This is a genomic window from Halobaculum marinum, from assembly GCF_029338555.1.
GTDB lineage: Archaea > Halobacteriota > Halobacteria > Halobacteriales > Haloferacaceae > Halobaculum > Halobaculum marinum.
This window is the reverse complement of record NZ_CP119990.1, coordinates 120,613-143,499: the sequence shown is the minus strand read 5'-3', so window position 1 is coordinate 143,499 and position 22,887 is coordinate 120,613. Positions and strand designations below refer to the sequence as shown.

General features: G+C 70.1%; 24 protein-coding genes. 11 read left to right on the top strand and 13 right to left on the bottom strand.

Features of this window, described 5'->3' with window-relative positions:
- Positions 1 to 11 precede the first annotated feature (11 nt).
- Positions 12 to 581 (top strand): phosphohexomutase domain-containing protein, encoded by a 570-nt coding sequence (locus P0R32_RS16050; protein WP_390219598.1) that lies wholly within the window; start codon positions 12 to 14, stop codon positions 579 to 581.
- A gap of 67 nt (positions 582 to 648) precedes the next feature.
- Positions 649 to 2,211, top strand: coding sequence for an ATP-binding protein (locus P0R32_RS16045; RefSeq protein ID WP_276239465.1), 1,563 nt, complete (start codon positions 649 to 651; stop codon positions 2,209 to 2,211).
- A gap of 9 nt (positions 2,212 to 2,220) precedes the next feature.
- Here P0R32_RS16045 and P0R32_RS16040 read toward each other — a convergent pair whose 3' ends face one another.
- The 5 genes from P0R32_RS16040 to P0R32_RS16020 all read right to left on the bottom strand — a co-directional run bounded on the left by P0R32_RS16040 (position 2,221) and on the right by P0R32_RS16020 (position 7,169).
- Entirely contained in the window at positions 2,221 to 3,624 is a 1,404-nt protein-coding gene (locus P0R32_RS16040) for a glycerate kinase type-2 family protein (RefSeq protein WP_276239464.1), read from the bottom strand.
- A gap of 102 nt (positions 3,625 to 3,726) precedes the next feature.
- Entirely contained in the window at positions 3,727 to 5,064 is a 1,338-nt protein-coding gene (locus tag P0R32_RS16035; RefSeq protein WP_276239463.1) for an MFS transporter, read from the bottom strand.
- A 328-nt stretch (positions 5,065 to 5,392) separates the two neighbouring features.
- Positions 5,393 to 6,217 (bottom strand): CPBP family intramembrane glutamic endopeptidase, encoded by an 825-nt coding sequence (locus P0R32_RS16030; RefSeq protein WP_276239462.1) that lies wholly within the window; start codon positions 6,215 to 6,217, stop codon positions 5,393 to 5,395.
- A gap of 109 nt (positions 6,218 to 6,326) precedes the next feature.
- Positions 6,327 to 6,569: a hypothetical protein gene (locus tag P0R32_RS16025; protein WP_276239461.1), complete on the bottom strand. Its 243-nt coding sequence runs from the start codon at positions 6,567 to 6,569 to the stop codon at positions 6,327 to 6,329.
- Positions 6,570 to 6,647: 78 nt separating this feature from the next.
- Complete coding sequence (locus P0R32_RS16020; RefSeq protein WP_276239460.1) at positions 6,648 to 7,169, bottom strand: DUF21 domain-containing protein; 522 nt, start codon at positions 7,167 to 7,169, stop codon at positions 6,648 to 6,650.
- A 77-nt stretch (positions 7,170 to 7,246) separates the two neighbouring features.
- On the opposite strand from P0R32_RS16020, the gene P0R32_RS16015 reads away from it, so the two are divergent.
- Positions 7,247 to 8,518 carry a cation:proton antiporter gene (locus P0R32_RS16015; protein ID WP_276239459.1) on the top strand — a complete coding sequence of 424 codons (1,272 nt, stop codon included), beginning with the start codon at positions 7,247 to 7,249 and terminating at the stop codon, positions 8,516 to 8,518.
- A gap of 66 nt (positions 8,519 to 8,584) precedes the next feature.
- On the opposite strand, the gene P0R32_RS16010 is transcribed toward P0R32_RS16015, so the two are convergent.
- Positions 8,585 to 9,310 carry a hypothetical protein gene (locus P0R32_RS16010; RefSeq protein ID WP_276239458.1) on the bottom strand — a complete coding sequence of 242 codons (726 nt, stop codon included), beginning with the start codon at positions 9,308 to 9,310 and terminating at the stop codon, positions 8,585 to 8,587.
- Positions 9,311 to 9,475: 165 nt separating this feature from the next.
- Between P0R32_RS16010 and P0R32_RS16005 the strand changes: the two genes are divergently transcribed.
- The 3 genes from P0R32_RS16005 (at position 9,476) to P0R32_RS15995 (ending at position 13,123) form a co-directional block, all read left to right on the top strand.
- Positions 9,476 to 11,404 carry an ABC transporter ATP-binding protein gene (locus P0R32_RS16005; RefSeq protein ID WP_276239457.1) on the top strand — a complete coding sequence of 643 codons (1,929 nt, stop codon included), beginning with the start codon at positions 9,476 to 9,478 and terminating at the stop codon, positions 11,402 to 11,404.
- Positions 11,405 to 11,628: 224 nt separating this feature from the next.
- Complete coding sequence (locus P0R32_RS16000; RefSeq protein ID WP_276239456.1) at positions 11,629 to 12,759, top strand: endonuclease/exonuclease/phosphatase family protein; 1,131 nt, start codon at positions 11,629 to 11,631, stop codon at positions 12,757 to 12,759.
- A gap of 76 nt (positions 12,760 to 12,835) precedes the next feature.
- Complete coding sequence (locus tag P0R32_RS15995; RefSeq protein WP_276239455.1) at positions 12,836 to 13,123, top strand: DUF7526 family protein; 288 nt, start codon at positions 12,836 to 12,838, stop codon at positions 13,121 to 13,123.
- A 1-nt stretch (position 13,124) separates the two neighbouring features.
- Here the strand turns inward: P0R32_RS15995 and P0R32_RS15990 are convergent, their stop codons facing one another.
- Positions 13,125 to 13,370, bottom strand: a complete 246-nt coding sequence (locus tag P0R32_RS15990) for a DUF7861 family protein (protein ID WP_276239454.1) — start codon at positions 13,368 to 13,370, stop codon at positions 13,125 to 13,127.
- Positions 13,371 to 13,520: 150 nt separating this feature from the next.
- Between P0R32_RS15990 and P0R32_RS15985 the strand changes: the two genes are divergently transcribed.
- The 4 genes from P0R32_RS15985 (at position 13,521) to P0R32_RS15970 (ending at position 15,936) form a co-directional block, all read left to right on the top strand.
- The gene (locus P0R32_RS15985) at positions 13,521 to 14,444 is read left to right on the top strand and encodes a TIGR03571 family LLM class oxidoreductase (protein ID WP_276239453.1); all 924 of its coding nucleotides are present in this window, start codon (positions 13,521 to 13,523) and stop codon (positions 14,442 to 14,444) included.
- A gap of 61 nt (positions 14,445 to 14,505) precedes the next feature.
- Positions 14,506 to 14,733 (top strand): DUF7385 family protein, encoded by a 228-nt coding sequence (locus tag P0R32_RS15980; protein ID WP_276239452.1) that lies wholly within the window; start codon positions 14,506 to 14,508, stop codon positions 14,731 to 14,733.
- Positions 14,734 to 14,818: 85 nt separating this feature from the next.
- On the top strand, positions 14,819 to 15,541 hold the full coding sequence (locus tag P0R32_RS15975; RefSeq protein ID WP_276239451.1) for a profilin-fold protein: 723 nt from the start codon (positions 14,819 to 14,821) through the stop codon (positions 15,539 to 15,541).
- Positions 15,542 to 15,681: 140 nt separating this feature from the next.
- Positions 15,682 to 15,936, top strand: a complete 255-nt coding sequence (locus P0R32_RS15970; protein WP_276239450.1) for a HalOD1 output domain-containing protein — start codon at positions 15,682 to 15,684, stop codon at positions 15,934 to 15,936.
- A gap of 39 nt (positions 15,937 to 15,975) precedes the next feature.
- On the opposite strand, the gene P0R32_RS15965 is transcribed toward P0R32_RS15970, so the two are convergent.
- From P0R32_RS15965 to P0R32_RS15945, 5 genes are all read right to left on the bottom strand, one after another.
- Complete coding sequence (locus P0R32_RS15965; protein ID WP_276239449.1) at positions 15,976 to 16,986, bottom strand: aldo/keto reductase; 1,011 nt, start codon at positions 16,984 to 16,986, stop codon at positions 15,976 to 15,978.
- Between the two features lie 128 nt (positions 16,987 to 17,114).
- Positions 17,115 to 18,257: a tyrosine-type recombinase/integrase gene (locus tag P0R32_RS15960; protein WP_276239643.1), complete on the bottom strand. Its 1,143-nt coding sequence runs from the start codon at positions 18,255 to 18,257 to the stop codon at positions 17,115 to 17,117.
- A 98-nt stretch (positions 18,258 to 18,355) separates the two neighbouring features.
- The gene (locus P0R32_RS15955; protein ID WP_276239642.1) at positions 18,356 to 18,979 is read right to left on the bottom strand and encodes a DUF8215 family protein; all 624 of its coding nucleotides are present in this window, start codon (positions 18,977 to 18,979) and stop codon (positions 18,356 to 18,358) included.
- Between the two features lie 65 nt (positions 18,980 to 19,044).
- A complete protein-coding gene (locus tag P0R32_RS15950; RefSeq protein WP_276239641.1) occupies positions 19,045 to 20,034 on the bottom strand; it encodes a ring-cleaving dioxygenase in 990 nt (329 codons plus the stop codon).
- Between the two features lie 257 nt (positions 20,035 to 20,291).
- Entirely contained in the window at positions 20,292 to 21,026 is a 735-nt protein-coding gene (locus P0R32_RS15945; protein WP_276239640.1) for a competence/damage-inducible protein A, read from the bottom strand.
- Between the two features lie 180 nt (positions 21,027 to 21,206).
- Between P0R32_RS15945 and P0R32_RS15940 the strand changes: the two genes are divergently transcribed.
- Positions 21,207 to 22,196, top strand: coding sequence for a hypothetical protein (locus P0R32_RS15940; protein WP_276239639.1), 990 nt, complete (start codon positions 21,207 to 21,209; stop codon positions 22,194 to 22,196).
- Positions 22,197 to 22,237: 41 nt separating this feature from the next.
- Here the strand turns inward: P0R32_RS15940 and P0R32_RS15935 are convergent, their stop codons facing one another.
- Entirely contained in the window at positions 22,238 to 22,717 is a 480-nt protein-coding gene (locus tag P0R32_RS15935; RefSeq protein ID WP_276239638.1) for an SHOCT domain-containing protein, read from the bottom strand.
- Between the last annotated feature and the right edge of the window lie 170 nt (positions 22,718 to 22,887).

Below are 22,887 nucleotides of genomic sequence, written 5' to 3'. Positions count from 1 at the left end.
CTCTCTGTCGTATGTTCGGAACGAGTGGTATCCGTGGAGTCGTCGGAGAGGAGGTCACCGGAGCGGTCGCGCTGGGCGTCGGCCGCGCGGTCGCCTCGGAGGGGGCCCGACGCGTCGTTGTCGGTCGCGACCCGCGCGACACTGGTCCGGCGCTGACCGACGCGCTGACGGCGGGGCTGCGCGAGTGTGGCGCGGACGTGATTACGCTTGGCGAGGTTCCCACGCCGACGGTCGCGCGCGCGGTCGAGTGGTACGGCGCCGACGCCGGCGTCTCGGTGACGGCCTCGCACAACCCGGCGTCGGACAACGGGCTGAAGCTGTGGACCGGCGACGGCGCCGCCTACGTCGGGAGTGCCCAGGACGCCATCGCCAAGCGCGTGCGCAACGACGACTACGAGTTGGTCCCGTGGGACGAGTACGGCTCCTGCATGCGCAGTCGCCGCGCTCGCGGGCGCCACGTCGACGCCGTCGTCGAGGCCGTCGAGGGTGACCTCGACCTGGCGTACGCACCGCCGTTCAGCCCGGTGTGGGACCCGGTACTCGTGGCCGCAAAGGTGCTGAACGGCGCGTTGGACGAGTGATCGCCCGACGTGTGAGGTGAGCGACACTCGGAGGCAGGTATTAGCCCCAGGGCCCAGACGCACCAGTATGAACGTGCCCTCCGCAGGCGACCAACTCGCGCTCAAGCCAGGGGGGATCGTGATCGCAGTCGTGGCGTTCGCGTCGACCCGCCTCCTGTTGGCCGGCGTCGTGTTCAGCGGCATGGGGACGGCTCCCCTCGCGACGACTGCCCAACTGGTGCCGTTGGCTGGCGGCCTCGCCACGGCGCTGTACGGGGTGAATCTCGCGGTGAGCACGCACAGCCGTGAGTACGCGCGCACGGTCGCCGTCTGGTTCCTACTCGGCATCGTCGTCACCCCGCTGTTGACCGCGCTCCCCGCAGTCGCCGAGGCTGGCGGCGCCGTCACCCTCCGCGCGGGGAGTGTCGTCGCTGGGTCGGTCGTCGCGGGCGGCGCCGTCGGCGTCGTCGTCGGCGTCCAGTCGGCGACCGCCGAGGGGCGGCGGCAGGTGCTCGCCCGACAGGCCGAGCAGTCGGTCCTGTTGAATCGCCTGCTGCGCCACGAAGTGTTGAACTCGCTGACGGTGATCCGGGGTCACGCCGAACTGCTCGCCGAACGTGGTGACGACGACGGGCGGAGCAGGGCCGCCGTCGACGACGCTGTCGAACGGATCGAGCACACGCTCGACGAGGTGCGCGTGCTGCTCCGGTCGGACGAGGACACCGTCTCCGGACTGGTTCCCGTCCGCGTCGACCGGGCGCTGGAAGCGGCCTCCACGACCGCGACCGCCGACACCCACGACGTCGACCTGCCGACGGTGTCGGTGCGCGCCGACGAGAACCTGGTGACACTGCTGTCTGAGTTGCTCGCGATGCCGGCCCGCGCCGGCGGAGCGGCGAGCGTCGAGGTGACGGCCACCGAGCGCGTCGTCGAGGTGGCGGTCGCGGCCCCCGGCGCGTGGCTCTCCGACCGCGACCGAGGGGTGCTCGTCGACGGGGTCCCCGAGTACGAGCACAACGACGTCGACTACGGGATACCGCTGGTCAGACTGCTCGTAGCCCAGTACGGGGGCACGCTCGCCGTCGACGACGACGGCGACACGACGACAGTTCGAGTCGGACTCCCGCGGACCGGCCGCAACGTCCCCCCGAGCAACGACCCGGGCGTCGCGGGCGCCCGACTGTGGGCCGCGCTCGGCGTCGGCCTCGTCGCGGGCGTCCTGATGGGCGGTGTGCTCCACGCCGCAACCGGGTCGTTGGCGGTCATCGGCGCGCTGTACGGCGCCGAGAGCAGCGCCGCGGGGTGGGTGGCCCACCTGTTCCACAGCGGGGTGTTCGCGACCGTCTTCGTGGCCGTCACCGCCGTCGGCCGCCCGGCGACCGTCGCCTCCTCAGTCCGCGGGTCAGTGCTGCTCGGCGCCGGCTACGGCGTCCTCCTGTGGCTGATCGGGTCGGGCGTCGTCCTCGGCCTCTGGCTACGCACGGTCGGCATCGCCGCCGCCGTCCCGAACCTCGACCCCGTCTCGCTGGGTGGCCACCTCGTGTGGGGCATCACTGTCGGTGCGCTCGCGTCACTCCTAACGACTGCAGACGTGGAACTCGCGGCGACACGATTCACTCGGTGGCTGTCCGCCGCCGTCGGGCGCCCGTGACCCGTCCCGTCACTCCTCGACGACGAGCACCCGAAGGTCGTTCACGTTCGTCCCAGTCGCGCCAGTGACGACGAGCGCGCCGCGGTCGTCGAGCGCCGGGAGCGCGTCGTCGGCCGCCAGTGCGTCGCGGGCGGTCGCCCGGTCGACGACCGTCTCGGGCGTTACGAGCGCCCCCGCGGCGTCGGTGCTGCCGTCGCGCCCGTCGGTGTCGACCGCGAGAAACGCGCAGTCGCGACCCGCGAGCGGCGAGCGCGGGTCGGCGAACTCGATCCCCGTCGCGAGCGCGCACGCCAAGTTCGGGCCGCCGACGCCGTCGCCGGTGACGGTGACGGTCGTCTCGCCGCCCGAGAGGACGACCGCCGGCGGGTCGACCGGGTCGCCCGAGGCGGCGACCTCCTCCGCGACGGCGGCGTGGGTGACGCCCGCCGCGCTCGCTTCCCCTCGGATCCGACTGGAGAGCACACACGGCTCGTAGCCGCGGTCGCGCGCTGTGGCTGCCGCCGCGTCGATCCCAGTGCGGGCGTTCGCCAGCACGTGCGTCGTGACGCGGTCGAACGCCGGGTCGTCGGATCCGGGCGTCTCCGAGACCTCGCCGCCTGCACCGCGTTCCAGATGCGTCCGCACCCCCGACGGGACGGCGAGATCGTACCGGTCGAGCACCGCGAGCGCGTCGGCGAACGTCGACTCGTCGGGTGCCGTCGGCCCGCTCCCGATCACGGCGAGGTCGTCGCCCACCACGTCGCTGAGCGCGAGTCCGACCACCGTCGCCGGCGCGGCTGCCGCCGCCAAGCGCCCGCCCTTGACGCGCGAGAGGTGTTTGCGGACCGCGTTGATCTCGCTAATCTCGGCGCCCGCGTCCAACAGCGCGCGCGTCGTGTGGCGGAGCGCGTCGAGGTCGACCCCCGTCGCAGGCGCGGCGAACAGCGCACTCGCCCCGCCCGTCACGACCGCGAGGACGAGCGTCCGCTCGTCGGCCGATCTGACGAGCTCCAGCGCCGCCTCGGTCCCCGCGACGCCCTCGGCCGTCGGGACCGGATGACCACCACGGACGCGTCGGACCCGTCGGGTCCCGTCCGTTGCCCCACCCTCGTCAGCGTCGGCGACCGCGTCGCACACGACGACGCCGTCGTCGATTCGGTCGCCGAGGACCGCCTCCAATGCGGTTGCCACGCCGTCGGCCGCCTTCCCCCCGCCGACGACGATCAGTCGGTCGTGGGCCGTGAGGTCGTACTCGGCGTTCGCGACGCGGAGGGTGTCGCCGGTGACCGAGACACCGTCGACGACGACACGCCTGGGGTGCGCGGCGGCCACGCCTGCGCGCAAGCACGCCAGCGCGGTGCGCTCGGCGGACGAGGGGTCGGAGGTGGCCCCCGGCCGGTCGACCGTGACCGTCGGTCGTTCGTCGTTCGACATGACGGATCGACTCGTGGAGTGGCCGTTAACTCCACCGGCGGGGCCACCCGCGCGTTCCTTGAGGCGACCCGCGCGTTCTCGAAGCGGCGGGTCGCCGATTGCCTACTCGGGCACCGGGACCGACCGCGCCTCACCGAGGCGCACCAGCAGGAACACGACCGGCACGAATACGACGCCGGCGGCGACGAACGGCGACCAGTAGTCGACGGCGACGTACAGCAGTCCCGCCAGCGCCGGGCCGACCGTCCGCGCGAGGCTGCCGGCCGACTGCGTGAGTCCGAAGGCGCCGCCCTGTTCGTCGTCGCCGGCGGTCCGCGAGACGAGCGCGTTCAGCGAGACGTTCGTCAGGGCGTTGCCGACCGCCAGGGGGGTCGACACCAGCGCGAGTGCGACGGCGCCCGACTCGACGGGGCCGAGCGCCGGTAGTACCGTGGACGTCACAGCGAACGGCACCAGCGCGAGCGTCACCGCTTGGATTGCCGCGCCACCGACGGCGAGACGGTACTCGCCGAACCGGTCGGTGAGCGGGCCGATCAGCCCTCCCTGCACGATGGCGATGACGACGCCGATGTAGGTGAGCAGCACCGCGTTGGCGGCGGTGCCGTAGCCGAGTTGGTCGTTCGTGAGGAAGATGAACTGGCTCTCGAACGCCGAGAACGCGAAGGACGCGAGGAAAAACGAGACGATGAGCGTCCCGATGGCCGGCGACCGGACCGCGTCGAGCAACTCGCGGAGCCGCGACCGCCCCGACGACGCTGCCGACTCCACGCGCTCGCGGGGTTCAGGAAGCACCACGAACGCCACCACGAGGTTGGCCGCCGACAGCGTCGCCGCGACGAACGAAGGGATGGTGAACTCCGAGACGGGCACCACCGCCGGGAGTACGTCCCGGAACACCGAGAGCGCGAACGGACTGGAGACGACGCCCGCGATGGCGGGACCGAACACGAAACCGAGGCCGAACGCCGCGCCGAGGATGCCGAGCCCCTTGGCGCGCTCCTCGGGCGGCGTCACGTCGGCGATGTACGCGTTCGCGGTGGCGATGTTGCCGCCCATCACACCGGCGAGCGCGCGGGCGAGGAACAGGACGACGAGTCCGTTCGCCGCGCCGATGAGCGGGCCGAGTTCGCCGGCGACGCCGAACAGCGTCCACGCGATCACACTGCCGGCCAACGAGATCAGCAAGACGGGCCGGCGCCCACGCTCGTCTGAGAGACGACCGAGGATGGGTGCGCCGACGAACTGGAACAGTGAGTAGGTCGCAATGAGCAGTCCCCCGACGAACTCGTTGGCGCCGAAAGATTCGGCGTACAGTGGGATCACGGGGATGAGGATCCCGAACCCGAGCAGGTCGAGGAACACGATGAAGAACAGCGTCGCGATCACCCGACGCGGCGTCGTCTCCCGCTCGGCGTCGTCGTCTGGGTCGTCAGCCGGCACGGAATTCCGTTCCCGCAGCGGCGAGAAAGCGATTTCGGGATCGGGTTGCGGGAGTCGGGAGGGTTGGGGTTCCCGCCCTCGACGACTCCGAGACGTGAACTACCTTCGCGAGCGATCGCTTCACGGCCCTCTCGACGCGGTCGCGTCCAGTTCCAGTTGTGGCGTGTCTCCGTGTCGCCGAGGCGTGCGAGACACTCCCACCGGCGCCGTTGGCACACCCACCTGCTGACGACACCTCCCTGCGAGATCGGGGAGACTGCTCAGCAGGTGGAGGTGGAGGGAGTCGGGGTCTCGAGACTGGGCGACGTTGATCGGGCAGAACGCAAGTTCAGCGTGTCGGGCGCGGGATCTCCATCAGACGTTCCCCTGAGAGATCGCTGACGCCGTGGATCGCGATCGCACCCAGCGCAGCGATCCACAGCACGACCAAGACGAGCACGTTCGGAGAGACTCGCCCAGCACCCGTGATGGCAGGACCGACCACGCCCTGGATAGCGTTCCACGTCGTGTGGAACAGCATCGCCAGCAAGACGCTTCCCCGTGTGTTGTTGTAGAGAACAGTGAGAAGAACCGTGAGCGGGAGGACGCTCATCCCGTACAAAACGAGCGAGGAGCCCGCTTGGTTCGTCCCCTGTGTGACGAACAACGGGAGGTGCCACGTCGTCCAAACGACGCCGAGTACGCCGCTCGCAACGGTCGCATTGAATCGCTTCTGGAGAAGGGGGAGCGCCATTCCACGCCAGCCAGGTTCCTCGAGCCCTCCGCGGAGGAACGTGAGGACCCCGATCGCGACGATCGAACCGGCCCCGGGAAGCCGACTGACGTCGATCCCGCCGCCGAATCCGACGCTTCCGACGACGACGAGGCCGACGATCCCTCCCGGGACGAGCACAGCGTACGCCCACCACCGCACTGGAACCCGCCAGCGCACGAGTTGCGCGGCCCAGGGACGAACATCCCCGGCGATCCAGGCGGTGATCGCGGCGGCGATCAACGGTCCGAATCCGCCAACGAGTTGGAGAAGCGTCGTCGCAGACGGTTCGAAGAGGACGACGCCTCCCCAGAACCCCCATGTCACGAGAAACGTAAGCGCGATGTAGGTGCCCAGGCGGTGCGTAGCAGCTCGCCGGCGGAGCGACGCGAGAGTTGTCATGTAATCGTCTTTTCTACCCTCAGCCAAAGGAGTACGGTCCACCGGGGCTGGTGAATCTCTCAGTCACTGATCGGTTGCCGAGGGAGTGGTGAACGCGCAACGTGTATCCTCAGTAGTCGAACCCGACACGATTCGTGGACAGCCGCTGGTTACTGCCGAAGCAGACCCTGTTCAGAATCGTGATGACGATCTCTTTGAACACGTCATCCCCGCTCCAACCGAGCTCGTTGTGAGCGTCCTCGTTCGCCGCGACGACTTCCAGGAGAGACAGCGCCTCGAACACCCCCTGGGGACGGATCTCCGTGGTGTAGCCATCGCTTCGCCGCAGAATCTCCGCGATCAGTGGGGTCACCCGCTTCGAGATGTCCTCTCGTCGCTCGGCGAGCGAGCGACGATAGCGAGGGCAGACCCAACGGTCTCACTACCCGCCTCACTCGTCGGTGTACGGCGTCTCGATGTCCGCCTCGCCCCCGATGACCGCGGTGAGCCCTCGCGTGATGCGGTCGAAGACGAAGACGAGCGGGTACAGGAGGAGCTCAACGATCGCGAGCGGGCGAGCCACGGTCTCGGCCCACTCCGTGGCCCGGGCCAACCCGTAGGACTTCGGCACGATTTCGCCGAAGATCAGGATCAGGAAGCTGGCGGCGATCGTGGCGACCGTGACGCCCATCCCGTCGGGCAGGTACTCGGTGGCCAGCACCGTCGTGAGGCTGGCGATGGCGACGTTGACGACGTTGTTCCCGACGAGGATCGTCACCAATAGCCGGTGGGGGTCGTCACGCAAGTCGCGCAGCGTCGCTCCGTCGGGATCCCCACTGTTCGCGTGCTCGTCGATCCACTCGTCGGGGAGCGTGAAGATGGCCGTCTCGCTGCTGGAGAAGAACGCGCTCAGTCCCACCAACACGACAATCGCCACGAGACTCAAGCCGGTGGGCGAGCGAAGTAGTTCCATCACACCTGCTCACCGAACGCGGGCACACAGAAGCGATCCGATCGCCCAGCGTCGGTGACTCCCGTTCCGCTCCCGAGATGACTGCACTTGGCCTCGCGGACGCCGCAACGCTCGCGGCGTTCCTCGGACTGTTACTCGTCGTCGCCCGCGTCCTCGGGTCGCTGACCGAGCGGCTCGGGCTCACCAGGGTCGTCGGCGAACTCGCGACCGGGTTCGTCCTCGGCCCGTCGGTTGTCGGTCGGCTGGCCCCCTCGGTCGCCGACCTGTTCGCTCCGGCGGTCGCGTTGCCACTGCTGGCGGAGATCTCACTACTGGGATTGGTGTTGCTCCTCGCGCTCGCCGGTCTTGAGACGGACGTCGAACTGATCCGGACGTACGCCCGCGACGTGGTGACGATCGGCGCTGCCGGGCTCGTCGTGCCGTTCGCGCTCGGCGTCGGGGTCGGCGTCGTCGTCCCGGCCAGTCTGTTGACGGGCGAGGCCTCGCGGCTCGTGTTCGCCCTCTTCCTGGCCACGTCGCTGTGCATCTCCGCGATCCCCGTCGTCGTCCGGATCCTCATCGATCTCGACGCGTTCGACAGCCCGTTCGGCCAGCGGACGGTCGCGACGGCGATGTTCACCGACATCGTCGGGTGGATCCTCCTCGGCGTCGTCGTCGGGATCGCGCGCGTCGGCCGGTTCGACGGGCGCGCGTTCGCCGCGGTGATGCTGGTGCTCGCGGCCTTCCTGCTCGGCGCCGCGGTCGTCGGCCAACGCGTCGTCGACGCCGTGCTGGCTCGACTTCCCGACGACGACGCGGCCGGCCACCTCCTCGTCGTCGTCGCCGCGGCGGTCGGTGCGAGCGCCCTCGCGCACGCCGTTGGGATCGAGCCTGCGCTGGGCGCGTTCGTCGCGGGCGTGTTGGTCGCCAGATCGGGCGGAATCTCCGAGCGTGCGCGCTCGGTGTTCGAGCGTGGAACGCTCCGCGTGTTCGCGCCCGTCTTCTTCGGGGTCGCTGGGCTCGACGCCGATCTCGGTCTGTTGGCGGACCCGACCGTGGCGGTCGTCGGGGCCGTGACGCTCGCCGTCGCCACCGTCGGCAAGGTCGGCGGGGTGTACGTCGCGGCCACCGCGCTCGGCTACGATCGGACGGAGGCGGCCGGGATGGGCGTCGGGCTGAACGCCCGCGGCGCGATCGAGATCGTGATCGCGACCGTCGGGCTCGACCTCGGAATCTTGAGCCCTCGGATGTACACGGTGGTGCTTCTCGTGGCCGTGACCACCTCCGCGATGACGCCTCCGTTGCTCCGGCGGATCCTGGACGGCGCCGACGGCGCCGCAATGGCCGACCGAACGGTCGAGTCGACCTGACCGCTCTCGGACGGTGTCGAGAGCGACCGTCGGTAGAGTGGCGGGATCCCCGTCGTCGCCTCCAGTTCAGTCGTTGTCGATCGTCTCGATCGCGAGGTCGAATCCCCACGTCGCGCTGGGGTTGTCGTCGCCGTCCATCCCGTCCGCGAACACGGTGTAGTTCGTGTCGAACCGGAACGCGCCAGTCGGGAAGCAGCCATCCGCCGGTTCGGGGGCGTCGGCGGTCGCGTACAGCCCGACGTACGCCGTGAGCGTCCCATTCGCGGGTATCTCGACGGTTCCGTACTCCATCGTCTGGGCGATCCCCGAGGCGAGCCGCCAGCAGCCGTCGTCCGCGAGGTCGAGGTCCGGAACCGCCCGGTCCGGCTCGCCGTCAGTCGAGCGCTCGGAGTGGGGGTACCACACGAGCGTCCCGTCAGTGTCGTACACGTACTGGAACACGACGGGCCGGTACTCGCCAATCCTCACCGGCTCGTCGGTCGGGTTGTCCACGTCGACGCGGAGGACGACCGGCTGTCCCTCGGTCACGTAGGGGTTTGCGAGCGACACGCGCGGTGCGACCGGCAGGTCGGGTGCGTCGTCGACGCCGGTGATCGTCGCCTCGTGGGTCGATCCCGGCGGGTACTCGCGATCGGAGGGTTCGGAGCCGCCGTTGCCGTCGCCGGAGCCGTCGTCACCGCCGTCGGGGAGGGGGTCGTCGTCATTCGCGGTCGCCGTACAGCCCGCGAGCCCGGTGACGCCGGCGAGGCCGAGCAGGCCGCCGCTTTGGAGGAGAGACCGTCTGGTGTGCATACACGGAGATCGCTCGCTGGGATCATAAGCCGTCTGTAGGCGCAAACGCCGATTTGACTCACAGCGGCCGTGCTCGCACACGGCGAACCACTGGCGACCACACCACACAGCCGGTGGTCGCGGTCGCCACGCAACTGATACGCGTCCGAGTGCTACGGAGCGGGAATGGACGCGGCCCCCGCCCCGAACGCAGACCCCGACGAACCGGGGTCGTGGCGCGAGAACCCCATCTGGCGCCTCTACCTCACCTACGGCCGGGACAGCAGCGCGTACGCCCTCCTGGCCGCCGCCTTCACCGTCGCCGGCCGCCTGTTCGGCCTGCTCCCCGCGCTGGTGATCGGCGTCGCCGTCGACGCGGTGTTCCTGCGTGAGCGGCCGTACAGCCTGCCGTTCGTCCCCGAGTCGATCGTTCCCGCCGCGCCGGTCGACCAACTCCTGTTCTCGATCGGCGTGTTGCTGACGGCGACGCTGTTGGGGGCGCTGGCCTCGTGGGTCGAGAACTGGGGCTGGAGCGTGTTCGCCCAGCGCGTCCAGCGTGACCTCCGCGTGGACGCCTACGACCGCCTCCAGCGACTCGATCTGGCGTACTTCTCGGGGCGCCGGACGGGTGACCTGATGAGCGTCCTCAACAACGACGTGAACGCGCTGGAGTCGTTCCTCGAGAACGCCGTCAGCGCGACGCTGTGGATCGTCGCGACCATCGTCGGCATCGGCGTGATCCTCGTCGGGTTGAACCTCCCGCTCACTGCCGTCACCCTCCTCCCGGTTCCCCTGCTCGCGGCGTTCACGCTGCTGTTCACGCGGGTCATCGAGCCGCGGTACCTCTCGATCCGCGAGGAGATCGGCGACCTCAACTCCCGACTGGAGAACAACGTCGGCGGCATCGAGGTGATCAAGACCGAGGGTGCGGAGGCGTACGAGCGCGACCGCGTCGCCGAGTCGTCGACCGAGTACCTCCGCGCGACGCTGGCGGCCGTCCGTATCCGGATCACCTACTTCCCGGGGTTGAACGTCGTCTCCGGCGTCGGGTTCGCCATCACGTTCCTCGTCGGCGGCCTGTGGGTGCTCGGTCGCCCTCCGTTCGGGCTGTCGGGGACGCTGTCGCCCGGCGAGTTCGTCACGTTCGTCATCTACGCCCAGCAGTTCGTCTGGCCCATCGTCCGCCTCGGCAACATCGTCGACAGCTACGAGCGGGCGAAGGCCGCCGCCGGTCGCGTGCGCGCCGTGATGACCCGCGACCCCGCCGTCGGCGACGCGCCGGGTGCCGAGCCTTTGGTCGTGACCGACGGCGCCGTCACGTTCGACGGCGTCTCGTTCGCCTACGGCGACGAGGAGGTGATTCACGACGTGTCGTTCGCGGTCGACGGCGGGGAGACCGTCGGCGTTGTCGGCCCCACCGGCGCCGGCAAGTCGACCCTGTTGAAACTGCTCCCGCGGCTGTACGACCCCGACGAGGGTGCCGTCCGGATCGACGGGACGGACGTGCGCGAGGTGACCCTCCGGAGCCTCCGGCGGTCGGTCGGCTACGTGAGTCAAGAGCCGTTCCTGTTCTTCGGGAGCGTCCGCGACAACATCGCCTACGGCACCTTCGACGCGAGCGACGACGCCGTCGAACAGGCCGCGCGGCGCGCTCACGCCCACGAGTTCATCGAGCGACTCCCGGACGGCTACGACACGCTCGTCGGCGAACGCGGCGTGAAACTGTCTGGCGGCCAGCGCCAGCGCCTCGCGCTCGCCCGGACGATGCTGAAAGACCCCGCGATTCTCGTGCTCGACGAGGCCACCTCAGCTGTCGACACGGAGACGGAGGCGATCATCCGGGCGCGCCTCGACGCGTTCGCCGCCGAGCGCACGACGTTCGTCATCGCCCACCGCCTGTCGACGGTCCGAGAGGCCGACCGGATCCTCGTGCTCGACGACGGGCGGGTCGTCGAGGACGGCACCCACGCTGACCTGCTGGCCGCCGACGGTCTGTACGCCGACTTCTGGCGGGTCCAGACGGGCGACCTCGCGTCGCTACCGCCGGCGTTCCTCGAACGAGCGCTCGACCGCCAGTCGGAGGTGCTCGCGGCAGACGGCGACGAGGGGGACTGACGCGCACCGTCTGGGCGCAGCGACACCACCGTGACAGCCAGCGCGACCGAGACCGAGGAGCCATCTCGACCGACCCTACCGACCGACTGCGGCGACCTCCACTACCGAGTCCGGTCGACGACGGCACGAAGTGGCCGCCGTCGGGCGGTGTTGGATACCGATCGATTACGACCGATTCACACCCGCGTAACGAAGCGCCGGAGTGGAGAGGACCCGAACGAGTCATGGATCCGACGAGTCGGCCTGGGTCGGGGTACAGCCGTCGAGCGGTGTTGCGGGGCGTCGCGGGAGCAACCGCCGGCGTCGGCTGTGCGGTCTCGACGACTGCCCGCGCGAGACGACCGACCGCCGAGCCCACCGTGATGACGCAGAACCTCTACCTCGGGTTCGACGTGTCCCGACTGCTGGACGCCGACTCGCTGGGCGGATTCCGACGGATCGTCGGGAAGTTCCTGGACGGCGTCGACCCGGCGGTGTACGCCGCGCGCGCCGACGCCGTCGCCGCCGCGGTCGCCGCCGCCGACGCGGACGTGCTCGCCGTGCAAGAGGCGACGAAGTTCCGCACGCAGACGCCCGGCGACTTCGGGACTCGCGGCGCCGAGGCCGCCGACGAGGTCGTCGTCGACCTGCTCGCTGAGTTGGAGTCGTCGCTTCGCGCTCGGGGGATCGACTTCCGCCGAGCGGCGGTGACGCGCACGAGCGACGCCGAACTCCCCGCGAAGACCGACGACGGGCGAGTGGACTTCCGCGTCACCGACCGGAACGCGGTGCTCGTCCGCGAGGGCGTCGACGTTCGAAACCGTGTCACCCGAACCTTCGACACGGACACCGTGATCCAGATCCCGAACACCGACGAGGAGGTGTCGCTGCGGCGGGGGTACGCCCGCGCCGACCTCGCGATGAACGGGGTGGAGTTCACCGCCGTCTCGACGCACCTGGAGTCGGTGTCGTCGTTCCTCAGAGTGCTGCAAGCCAGCGAGTTGGTCAGGGAACTGCCCGAACGCCGGCGCATCGTCCTGGGAGCCGACCTCAACAGCGGCCCCGGCGGCGACTCGGCGGCGTACGACCTGCTCACCGACACCTTCACCGACCCCTTCCGGCGGCTCTCTCCGAGCAGCGCCGGCCATACCTGCTGTCAGTCGCCGACCCTGCGGAACGACCGCTCGCGCCTGAACCGCCGGATCGACGCCGTGTTGCGCCGCGGGCGGATCCGCGCCACGTCGATCGAACGGGTGAACCACCAGGCCGACGACCGGATCCGCCTCGTCCGCGACGACGGCGACCGCACCGAGTCCGTGCGCGTGTGGCCCTCGGACCACGCGGGCGTCGTCGCGTCGTTCGAGACCCGCAGGTGAGCGACCGCAGGGGGCCGACCCCACTCCACTGATCAGACACCGACACCGGCTTCCCCCCGCGACGGGTAGTCCGACCGTGCCCCGGGAGCTACGCGTCGAAGTCCTCCACGTGGTCGGGCCAGACGAGGACGACGAGGGACTGGTGCCGGAACTCCGCGAGGTCGCGGCGTCGCGCTACGTCCTCGTGTGTCGGGCGGGTGGCCGACCGTCGTGGCTCGATCGGATCCGCGCATTCGTCCGACGTGACCCCATCGAGGCGGTGACCGTCGTCGCCGACGAGGCCGCCGAGGAGGGAGAGGAACTGTCGCTGACGGTCGACGAGACGGCCATCGACGGCGTCTACGAGACGGTCGCACGAGACTGAGTCAGCCGCCGCGCTTGCGGTACCAGACGCGTTCGCCGACCGGCGACGCTGCGTCCGGGTCGAGGCGCGAGACGAACAGGTCGCGGACGGCGAGCGTCACCGTCAACTCCACCGACGAGCCGTCGGCCTCGTCGCGGACGGTGACGACGCAGTGCCCGTCGCGCTCGGTCAGCGCCTCGATCCGACCGACCGACCACCGGTCGCGGTCGTGCGTCGGTTCCCGAGCGTGGATCCGGTCGTGGTTCACTGGGCCGAACGAACGCCACCGCCGACCAAGAGCGATCCGGCAGTCGACCGAGGCGGGCGCCGTGTCCGCCGGAGTCCCCGTCGAGACGACACACCGCGACGACTCACCGCGACCGGAGCCCACATCACGGTTCGTCCCCGAGTCGCGGGCGTGAGCGATCGGACCCACGGCCGCGGCTACGAGCGCCTGTTCGGCGACGACGACCTGACATTCGGGACCGGGTTCCCGCTGACGGGCGCGCGCGAGTCTCGACCCGCCGTCGACGAGGAGGTAGCGCTGGCCGCCCACGCGGAGGCCGTCGGGTTCGACGCGCTGTGGGCGCGCGACGTGCCGCTGTACTGGCCGCGCTTTGGCGACGCAGGGCAGACGTTCGACACGTGGCCGTGGCTGAGCCACGTCGCCGCCCACACCGACGAGGTGGCCCTCGGTACCGCCAGCGTCGTCCTCTCGCTGCGCCACCCGATCCACGTCGCCAAGAGCGCCGCGACCGTCGACCGCCTCTCGGACGGGCGACTGGTGATGGGCGTCGCCACGGGCGACCGCGACCCCGAGTTCCCCGCGTTCGGCGTCGACGCCGACGAGCGCGGCGAGCGCTTTCGCGAGTCCGTGCGTCTCCTGCGGACGCTGTGGCGCGAGGAGTTCCCCGAAGCCAGCGGCGCGTGGGGCGAACTCGACGGGGAACTGAATCTCGTCCCGAAACCCGTCGGCGGGTCCATCCCGTTACTCCCGACGGGGTTCGCTCGGCAGGAACTCGACTGGATCGCAGACCACGGCGACGGCTGGCTGTTCTACCACCTCCCGGACTCCACGCTGGAGTCGTACCTCGACGACTGGCGGGCCGCCGCCGGCGACGCGCCGTACTCGATGGCGGTGCGCACGGAACTGGCCGACGACCCGACGGCCGACCCGGAACACCGCCACCTCGGCTACCGCGCGGGCGCCGAGTGGTTCGTCGACTACTTCCGCCGTCTCGACGACCTCGGTGTCGACCACGTGCTCGTGTCACCCGGCGGTGGCGACGACCCCGAGGCGTCGCTGACGCGGTTCGCGGAGGCTGTGATCGACGAGGTGTGACGCGACGCCCGCGCCTGTCGGTTCCTGATGATTGAATAGGAGGGACCCGTACCTCCGCTGTATGGACATCGACACCGACGAACTCCTCACCTCGCTGACGAAGCGCGAGGACAACGCCGCGATCAAGTCGTACCAGAACACCGTCGCGGTCGCGTGCCCGGCCTGCGAGGAACCGTTCGACGACCTCGTCATCTGCAAGCAGAACCCGACGAGCCTCGACCTCTCGAAGCAGTTGGACCTGTGTGTCGGCGTCGACGACGGACAGGCGTACATCTTCACGCACGGGTGAGCGGGCGGGGCCGACCGAGCGACCAGCACGGGCGACACGCCGACAGCACCGCGTCGGTTATCCCCGCCCCGCGCCGACTCCCGCCGTGACCAACTGGCCCCCGACGGACCCCGACGACGTGGACGCGATCAGGGAGCGACGCGACGAGGTGGTGGCGGCGGTGCGCGAGCACGCCGGCCGGATCGCCTACCAACTGGCGCTGCTCCAGGGCGGCGACTACGGCGGTCGCGACTTCGACACCGAGCGCGCTACGTGGACGGTCAAGTACGAGGGCGGCGACCTGGAGTACCTCCGCTTCTCTCCGTCCAGCGGCGACGACGTGTACGTCGTCTCCACGAAGCGCGACCCGGAGCCGGAGCCGCTTGCGGACGCGCTCGCCGACTACGACGCGTTCGTGGCCGCCTACAACGAGTACGTCGACTCACTGTCTGGCGTCCTCGACGACGTGTCGAGCGACTTCCCCGAAGCGCGCACGACCGAGTCGGCTGTCGCCGAGCGCGACCGCGTGCTCGACGCGGTCCACGACGCCGCCGACCGGATCGCGGGCGAACTCCACCGCTACGAAGGGGGCGACTACGGCACCTATGCGGCGCGCGTCGACGGCACTCGTTGGGAGTTGAAGTGGGACCGCGACGGCGTCTCGTACCTCCGCGTCGGCGGCAGCGGCGGCGTGTACCTGCTGTCGCAGTACGAGGCGCCGTCTGCGGCGGACGTGCGCCAGTACGCGCCGCAGTTCCGCGGCTTCGTCGACCACTACAACGACGAGATCGCTGAGTTGGAGTCCGACCTCGCGAGGGTCGAACTGTGATCGCCATCGGGAGGGGCGATCCCCGCGTAGACGGGGCTGAGTAGCTACTTCTCGCTGGTGACAACGTCACACAAAATGTTATGCATGTCGCCTCTGAGGTGAGCCTCGTGCCACAACCTGGTTCCCTCGCGGTGTCTATCATGACGGCAGCAGCCAACCGATCGGACACCGACGAGGCGGAGCTGCCGCCGCTGTACGAGTACGTCGACATGGACGCCGTCCGGTCCATCGTCACCCACGCCAGCGGCGGCGGAGGAGCGAGTACACGTGTCGAGTTCTCCTACGCCGACTGCCGCGTGGTCGTCGACGGCGACGGCGCGGTCACCGTCGACCCGGACGACGAGTCTCCGGTCGACCCCGACGACGACGGGTCGAATCCGAAGATCAGCGGCTGAGGACGGCGGTCGCCTCGACAGGAGAAACGCGCAACTCGATTACAGCCCCGCGTAGGGACCACCTTTCGCCTCGGTGAGCCGGTCGACCTGCTCGTCGGAGAGGTCAACGGTCGCAGCCGCGACGTTCTCGGTCAACTGCTCGACGGTGCGCGCGCCGACGATCGGAGCGGTGACGCCGTCGCGGTGCATGAGCCACGCGAGCGCCGTCTGAGCGACGCTGGCGTCCACCTCGTCAGCCACGGCCTCCAACTCCTCGTGCACGTCGAAGTTCTCCTCGGTGAGGTACGCGTCGGCGAAGCGACTCGACTCCGCGGCGCGCGACTCGCCGGTCAGCCCCTCCTCGCGGCTGTACTTGCCCGTGAGGAACCCCTGCCCGAGCGGACTCCACGGGCAGACCGCGAGGCCTTCGTGGCGGGCCATCTCGAGGTAGTCTCCTTCGATCTCGCGGTCGACGAGGTTGTAGCGCGGCTGGAGCACCGAGAACGGCTCCCACCCTTCGTTGCGCGCGATCTGGTTCGCGCGGGCGACCTTCCACGCGTCCGGACGGAGGGTCGAGGCGCCGAGGTAGTGTACCTTGCCGTCCTCGACGAGCCCGTTGAGCGTCTTCATCAACTCCCGGGCGTCCGTGTCGTCGTCCCACCGGTGGATGTAGAGGACGTCCACGTAGTCGGTGCCGAGGCGGTCGAGCAGCGCGTCAATCCGGTGGCGGATGTTCTTGCGGTTCGTCCCGCGACTGTTCGGGTCGCCCTCTCGGATCTGCCAGAAGATCTTCGAGGCGACCGTGTAGCGCTCGCGGTCTCGGTCGGCGATCCAGTCACCGATCCACCGCTCGCTCTCGCCGCCGCCGTATACGTCGGCGGTGTCGATGTAGCGCCCGCCGGCCTCGGCGTAGGCGTCGAGCAGTTCGTGTGCTCGCTTCTCGCCGATCTCGACGTTGCCCTCCTCGGTCTCCTTGCCGAAGCGCCACGTCCCGAACTGGAGTTCGCTCGTCTGGATGCCGGTGCTGCCGAGTCGGACGAAGTCTAGGTCGACGTCTTCGAGCGCTGTCATCGGATCGACGTTCGCCCGTTCGACGCAAAAGGGTTCAGCAAGCGGCACGGCGAACGAGTCATCGTGTCGTCGCCCCGTCGTGGCTCGTCGCGGCGCCCCGAGATGCGGGCAGCGCCGGTCTCATCACGTCACCCGTCGAGCGCGTCCTCGGCCGCATCGCGGAGTCGCTCGACGTCGTCGTCGCGGTAGCTCCGGTGGGTCGTCTCGACCGAGCGGTGCCGGAGCACCTCCTGTGCCAACTCGGCGGAGGTGTCGTACAGTTCGTCGCCGAGGCCGCGGCGCGCGCCGTGCGGGAGCAGCGGGTCGCCCTCCTCGTGGACGCCGCTCTCAGCGGAGAACGTCTTCAGGAGTCGCCGAGCGCCCGCCGTCGACAGTGCCGGCGGAGTCAGTTCGTGCACCCGGAGCAGGTCCCAGACGGTGTCTTTGGTCGGGTCAGCGTCGACCCCATCGTGCTCGCGCACCACCGCGTACAGACTCGGGAGGTGTGCCGTCGGGAACACCGGCCACTCGTCGGTCGGCGGGTCCTGCCGGCGGTAGTGGGCACGGAGACGATCCACACCCGGTTCGAGAAGCGGCGTACGTTGCCACTCTTGGGTCTTGCCGTACACGCGGAGGGTCCCGGCGTCGAGGTCGACGTGGCGCCACCGGATCCCCTGTCTGCGGTCGTTCTGCGGGTCCCGGAACAACTCGGCGCCGCGGGCGCCCGAGTACGCCAACACGGCGACGAGCGCGCGGTCGCGGGTCGCACGCGCGGGGTCGAGCCAGCCGTGGTCGAGTGCGTCCTCGGCGCGCCAGTCCATCCAGCGGACGATAGCCTCGCGGGTGTCAGCGCTCCAGAACTGCTCGCGGTCGTCGTCGCGGACGCCGACGCTCCGGTCGGGGAGCGCCTCGCGGGCGACGGCGCTGGCGGCGGGGTTCGTCTCCAGCGCGTCGCGTTCGAGCAGGTACGTGCAAAACGACCGGACGAGCGCGAAGTACTGGTGCGCCGTCCGCCCGGTGATCCCCTGGTCGGGGTCTTCTTCGCGCGCCCACGCCCGTCGCGCGAGGTACGCGGCGTACGTCTCGACGTGGCCGACCGACAGGTCGCCGACCGTCTCGACGCCGGCGGCGCTCGCGCGGTCGACGAACTCGCCGACGACCCGCTCGACTTCGCCGCGGTGGCGGCCGGTGTCGCCCTTCGAGACGTGGGCCACGAACGCGGCATGGGCGTCCGCCAGCGGCGTCTCCGGCCCGACGTCGACGGCTCGGCGGCGGTCCGTCCCCGTATCCATGTGCTCGGTTGTTCGCCGTGGGCCTCAAAAACCTACCCCGTGTGCACCGGGTCGCCGTCCCCGACCCGTCGCGATCATCGACCGCTGCGGTCGCATTCTCAGGCGACCGACTGCCGGAGGTCGACGACCGCGGTCGCCGCGAGGAACGCGAGCGTGAGCGGCGCCGACGTGATCGCGGTGGCCGGGTCGAGCGGGCGCGCCACGAGCACCGTCACCGCCAGCCCCGCAGTGTACAGGCAGGCACGGCCAACAAGCGCACGCTGGTCGTCGTCCGACAGTCGCGGGAAGGCGACCGCGCCAGCTAGCGAGACGACGAGGCCCGTCGCGCCGGCGACGACGGCGCCGCCGACCCGGCCGACGAGCACGCCGCCGAAGGTGGCGAGCGCGAGCGTCCCGGCGACGAGACAGTGGCGCCGGAGGACCCGCCGGTAGCCGACGCCGGTGCCGAGTTTCCGACGGGAGAGGCGCGGCCAGTCACCGCGAAGGACTCCCTGGCGGCCCGCCGCGATCCCCAGCGCGAGGCCGTAGATGCCGGCGATCGCCGCGGGCCCGAGGAGGTTCGCGGTCGTCGGCGACTGGAACGCGAGCCAGATCGTCGGGAGGCCGAGCCCGAACACCTGCCAGACGCCGTGGTAACCGAGCGAGGTCCACCAGTCGGCGTCGCGACCACGTTTCCCGGCACCACCGTCCCGTCTGTCGACGTGTTCGCTGCCGGCGCTCATCGTGTTCGTGTCTCTGCTCCGTCACAAAAAGGCCGGCGTCGGTTCGCGACCGTGGGCGGCGGCGCTCAGTCGTCGGCCTCGACCGCGTCCGCCCGCGGAACCGTCACGTCAGTCAGTTGCGCCTCGATCTCGTCGCGCCGCGACTCGAACTGGCCGGGGAGCACGAGGCGACCGCCGAGGTCGTCGAGCGGTTCGTCGCTGTCGTAGCCCGGGTCGCTCGTCGCCAATTCGAACAGGACGCCGTTGTGCTCGCGGAAGTACACCGACCGGAACCAGTGGCGGTTGATCTGCTGGGTCGGGCGCAGGCCCTCGCTCTGGACGGCCGAGCGCATCGCCGATTGGTCGTCGTCGGTGGGCGTCTGGAACGCCACGTGGTGGACTGTCCCGTGTCCCTGTCGCCCGCCCTGGATCGTCGGGAGCACGTCGACGTACTTCCCGACGGGCCCGCTGGCGGCGAACCGCGTCCGCTCGTCGCCCGGCGTGTCTCCCTGCGACTCCTCGGTCCCGACCTCCTCCAACCCCATCGTCCGGAGGAGGTCCATCGTCGCGTCGGGGTTCGCGAGCCACAGCGTCACCGAGTGGAACCCGCGAATCGCGTGTTCGGCGGGGACGAACTCCGTCCACGGCACGGTCGGGTCGTCGTCGGGGACTTCCACCTCGACCAATTCGATGGGGAGGCCGTCGGGGTCGGTGAGCGGGAGGACCGTCTCGCCGAATCGCTCGACGCGGTCGTCGTAGTCGACTCCGTGGTCGTCGAGGCGGGCCTCCCAGAAGTCGAGACTCCCCTCGGGCACACGGAACGCAGTGCGCGACACCTGCCCCGACCCAACCTTCCCCGGCGACATGTTCTCCCACGGGAAGAACGTCATACTCGTGCCGGGTGTCCCCTCCGCGTCGGCGAAGAAGAAGTGGTACGTGCCAGGGTCGTCCTGGTTGATCGACCGCTTCACGAGACGCAGGCCGAGCGTCTCGACCCAGAAGTCGAGGTTGCGCTGGGGGTCGCCCGCGATACAGGTGACGTGGTGGATGCCCGGTGTGGGTGTGACTGCTGCCATTATCCCCTGTAGGACACCCACCAACTTGAGTGCGAGCGGACACGAGTGTTACCGGGGTACCAGGAGGTCACCTGTGGCGACGACGCGACCGACGGGGTTATCCCGCCACGCCCGTTCCGATGAGAAGACGGCACGGTCGGGCGGCACCCTTTCCCGCGGGCATCCGCGGTCACCGCCGACCGACCTACCCCGTCGTCCTACACTCGCGAGCGACAGCGCTCACCAGTCGGACGACGGGTCACACGGCCGAATCACTGTCAGTCCTCGTCGACGACCTCGACCTGTTCGCGGAGCCATGCTGCCGCATCGGCGACGGCTCCGGGGTCCTCGCCGCGGACCGTCAGCCGGTTGTACCCCTCCGTGTCCGGGTAGCTCCCGACCGCGACGTCGAATCGCTCCCGGACACCGTCGAGTGCTGCCAGCATCGACCCCTCCGGCTGCGGGGTGTACAGCGTCTCGGCGACGGACTCGCCGACGAACTCGTCGGCGACGCGGGCGAAGATGGCGCGCACCTCGCCCGGGACGCCCGGCATCGCGTACACGTTCTCCAGCACGAACCCCGGACACAGGCCCTCATCGTTGAGCACGTAGCGAGCGCCCTCGGGGAGCGCGGCCCACGCGGCCACGTCGATGTCGAGGTCGTGCGCCTCGACCAGGTCCGGGTTGGCGTCGCGGTAGGCGGCGACCGTCTCGATCACGTCCTCGTGGACGGCGTCGTGGACGACCAACTCGCGGTCGAACGCGTCGGCGATGGCGTCGGCGGTCACGTCGTCGTGGGTGCCACCGAGGCCACCGGTGACGATCACTGCGTCGTAGGCGTCGGCCCACGTCCCGACGCGGGCGGTGATCGCCGCCCGGTCGTCCGGCATCGTGAGAATCCGGCGGACGCGTCCACCGCGAGCAGCGATCTCGCCGGCCAGCCACGACGCGTTCGTGTTCGTCGTCTCCCCCGCGAGCACCTCGTCGCCGACGGTCACGATCGCGACATTCATCGTCGGCAGAGAGGGGTGGCGGCGACAAAAGCCCGCTGTCACGTCGGGGCCGGTCGGCGACGGCGGGGGCGAGTACGGCGCTGCTACCGGCCCGCGTCCACGTGCGGGCGCAATCGGAGCAGCGACCCGAGCGAGACTTCCCCTCGGACCAGGCTACCGAGCGGCGCCGACTGGATAACAATGCACCCCTGTCACGTACCGTTCACGGACGCCACGACACCTATCCCGGCGGGACTGTGGAGACTGGCGGGTGCCGACCGCGGCGTCGAGGTGTACTTGGACATGACGAAGACAGACCCACGCGATGCGGTAGAACAGGCAGCAGATGACCCAGAGCACGACCCGCCGGCGGCCCGCCTGCCGGTCGTCTCCCGACGAACTGTCCTCGAACTGGCGGGCGCCGCCGGCGTCGGCGCGGGCGCCGTCACGCTGGCGACCAGTCCCGCCGTTGCCCAAGAGGACGACGATGGCGGGGACGATGGCGAGGGCGAACCGGACGGCGAGAACGGAGGTGACCAGGACGGCGGTGGTGGAGACGGGTACTCGGTCGATATCGACGCCGAGTTCGCTCCGTTCACCGTCGGCCAACGCGCAGTGCTCGAAGGGGATGAGGACGACGACGGCGACACCGTCACCATTCGGGTGGAGATCACCGTCCTCGACGAGGTCGAGGAGGTCGCGGGCGTGACGACCCGCGTCGTCGAAGAGCGAGAGTGGGAGGCCGAGGAGGGCGACTCGTTTGACGAGGAGTCGCTGGTCGAGGTGTCGCGCAACTTCCTCGCGCAGTCGAGCGACGGCACGGTCTGGTACTTCGGCGAGGACGTCGACGAGTACGAGGACGGCGAGGTCGTCGGGAACCCCGGCGCGTGGCGCGCCGACGGCGAGACGACCGCTCCGGGAGTGTACATGCCCGCCTGGCCGGTCGTGGGAAGCGTGTTCCAGCGGGAGATCGCTCCCGGCGTCGCCGAGGATGTCGCGGCGATCACGGACGCCGACGTGTCGGTGACGGTTCCGTACGGCGAGTTCGACGGTTGTCTCGCGCTCAGCGAGTGGAACCCGCTGGAGGGCGGTGAGGGACCCGAGGACGGCGACGAGAAAGTGTTCGCGCCCGGTGTTGGACTGATCGTCGACGAGGCCGCCGAGCTGGTCGAGTTCGAGCCCGGGTCGTAAGGATCGGAGCAGACGCCGTTCCCATCGCCGTCACGGCTGCGTCACTCGGTCTTGGCCTCCTTGCGCAGCCGATTTTGCGTCGTCGATCGACCGTCGTTCACGGCGTCGTGGGGCGCCGCGGCGTCGAGTTCGACGAGCGTGTCGAGGCGGTCGTCGAACTCCGCTTCGTCGATTTCGCCGGTCGCGTAGCGTCGCTTCAGCGTCTCGACGGCGTCGTCCGCTTCGCTCGCGCCGTCGCCTTTGCCGCCGCCGTCGGCGCCGTCTGCGTACGCGGACGCAGGTGCGAGCGCGACGGCGCTCGCGACCGCCGGGAGAGTGACGGCCAGTACTGCAAACAGCAGGGCCAAGGCCGTGTACGCGGCCCCACTTTTAACCCCCGAGACGACGGCGAGCGTCGCGTACAGCGAGAGGACTGCCCCGAGGGCGCACGCGGCGGCGACACCGGCCCGCCACCGACGACTGTCCGGCGTGAATCTGGCGAGTGATTCGGGCAGCGCGAACGGGTCGGTGGAGGGCGACATCACGTTGGGCGACGGACACGTCCGTCAAACAGATTTCGGTGTGCGCCGTCGCCGGGCGGCAGGCGCCGCCGGCGGTTCGGCGACGAACGCTTGCCCGCCTGCGTGCGGAAAGTCACCTCCTTCGTCGCCGAAGGTCGACCGTACTGTCGCCGCGCCCTCGGGCGGTTCCA

What these genes read in the sequence shown, in the direction of transcription:
- P0R32_RS16050 (WP_390219598.1), top strand. Translation starts at nt 12, where the DNA reads ATGTTCGGAACGAGTGGTATCCGTGGAGTCGTCGGAGAGGAGGTCACC.
- P0R32_RS16045 (WP_276239465.1), top strand. Translation starts at nt 649, where the DNA reads ATGAACGTGCCCTCCGCAGGCGACCAACTCGCGCTCAAGCCAGGGGGG.
- P0R32_RS16040 (WP_276239464.1), bottom strand. Translation starts at nt 3,624, where the DNA reads ATGTCGAACGACGAACGACCGACGGTCACGGTCGACCGGCCGGGGGCC.
- P0R32_RS16030 (WP_276239462.1), bottom strand. Translation starts at nt 6,217, where the DNA reads ATGACAACTCTCGCGTCGCTCCGCCGGCGAGCTGCTACGCACCGCCTG.
- P0R32_RS16020 (WP_276239460.1), bottom strand. Translation starts at nt 7,169, where the DNA reads ATGGAACTACTTCGCTCGCCCACCGGCTTGAGTCTCGTGGCGATTGTC.
- P0R32_RS16015 (WP_276239459.1), top strand. Translation starts at nt 7,247, where the DNA reads ATGACTGCACTTGGCCTCGCGGACGCCGCAACGCTCGCGGCGTTCCTC.
- P0R32_RS16010 (WP_276239458.1), bottom strand. Translation starts at nt 9,310, where the DNA reads ATGCACACCAGACGGTCTCTCCTCCAAAGCGGCGGCCTGCTCGGCCTC.
- P0R32_RS16005 (WP_276239457.1), top strand. Translation starts at nt 9,476, where the DNA reads ATGGACGCGGCCCCCGCCCCGAACGCAGACCCCGACGAACCGGGGTCG.
- P0R32_RS16000 (WP_276239456.1), top strand. Translation starts at nt 11,629, where the DNA reads ATGGATCCGACGAGTCGGCCTGGGTCGGGGTACAGCCGTCGAGCGGTG.
- P0R32_RS15980 (WP_276239452.1), top strand. Translation starts at nt 14,506, where the DNA reads ATGGACATCGACACCGACGAACTCCTCACCTCGCTGACGAAGCGCGAG.
- P0R32_RS15970 (WP_276239450.1), top strand. Translation starts at nt 15,682, where the DNA reads ATGACGGCAGCAGCCAACCGATCGGACACCGACGAGGCGGAGCTGCCG.
- P0R32_RS15965 (WP_276239449.1), bottom strand. Translation starts at nt 16,986, where the DNA reads ATGACAGCGCTCGAAGACGTCGACCTAGACTTCGTCCGACTCGGCAGC.
- P0R32_RS15960 (WP_276239643.1), bottom strand. Translation starts at nt 18,257, where the DNA reads ATGGATACGGGGACGGACCGCCGCCGAGCCGTCGACGTCGGGCCGGAG.
- P0R32_RS15955 (WP_276239642.1), bottom strand. Translation starts at nt 18,979, where the DNA reads ATGAGCGCCGGCAGCGAACACGTCGACAGACGGGACGGTGGTGCCGGG.
- P0R32_RS15950 (WP_276239641.1), bottom strand. Translation starts at nt 20,034, where the DNA reads ATGGCAGCAGTCACACCCACACCGGGCATCCACCACGTCACCTGTATC.
- P0R32_RS15945 (WP_276239640.1), bottom strand. Translation starts at nt 21,026, where the DNA reads ATGAATGTCGCGATCGTGACCGTCGGCGACGAGGTGCTCGCGGGGGAG.
- P0R32_RS15940 (WP_276239639.1), top strand. Translation starts at nt 21,207, where the DNA reads ATGCACCCCTGTCACGTACCGTTCACGGACGCCACGACACCTATCCCG.
- P0R32_RS15935 (WP_276239638.1), bottom strand. Translation starts at nt 22,717, where the DNA reads ATGTCGCCCTCCACCGACCCGTTCGCGCTGCCCGAATCACTCGCCAGA.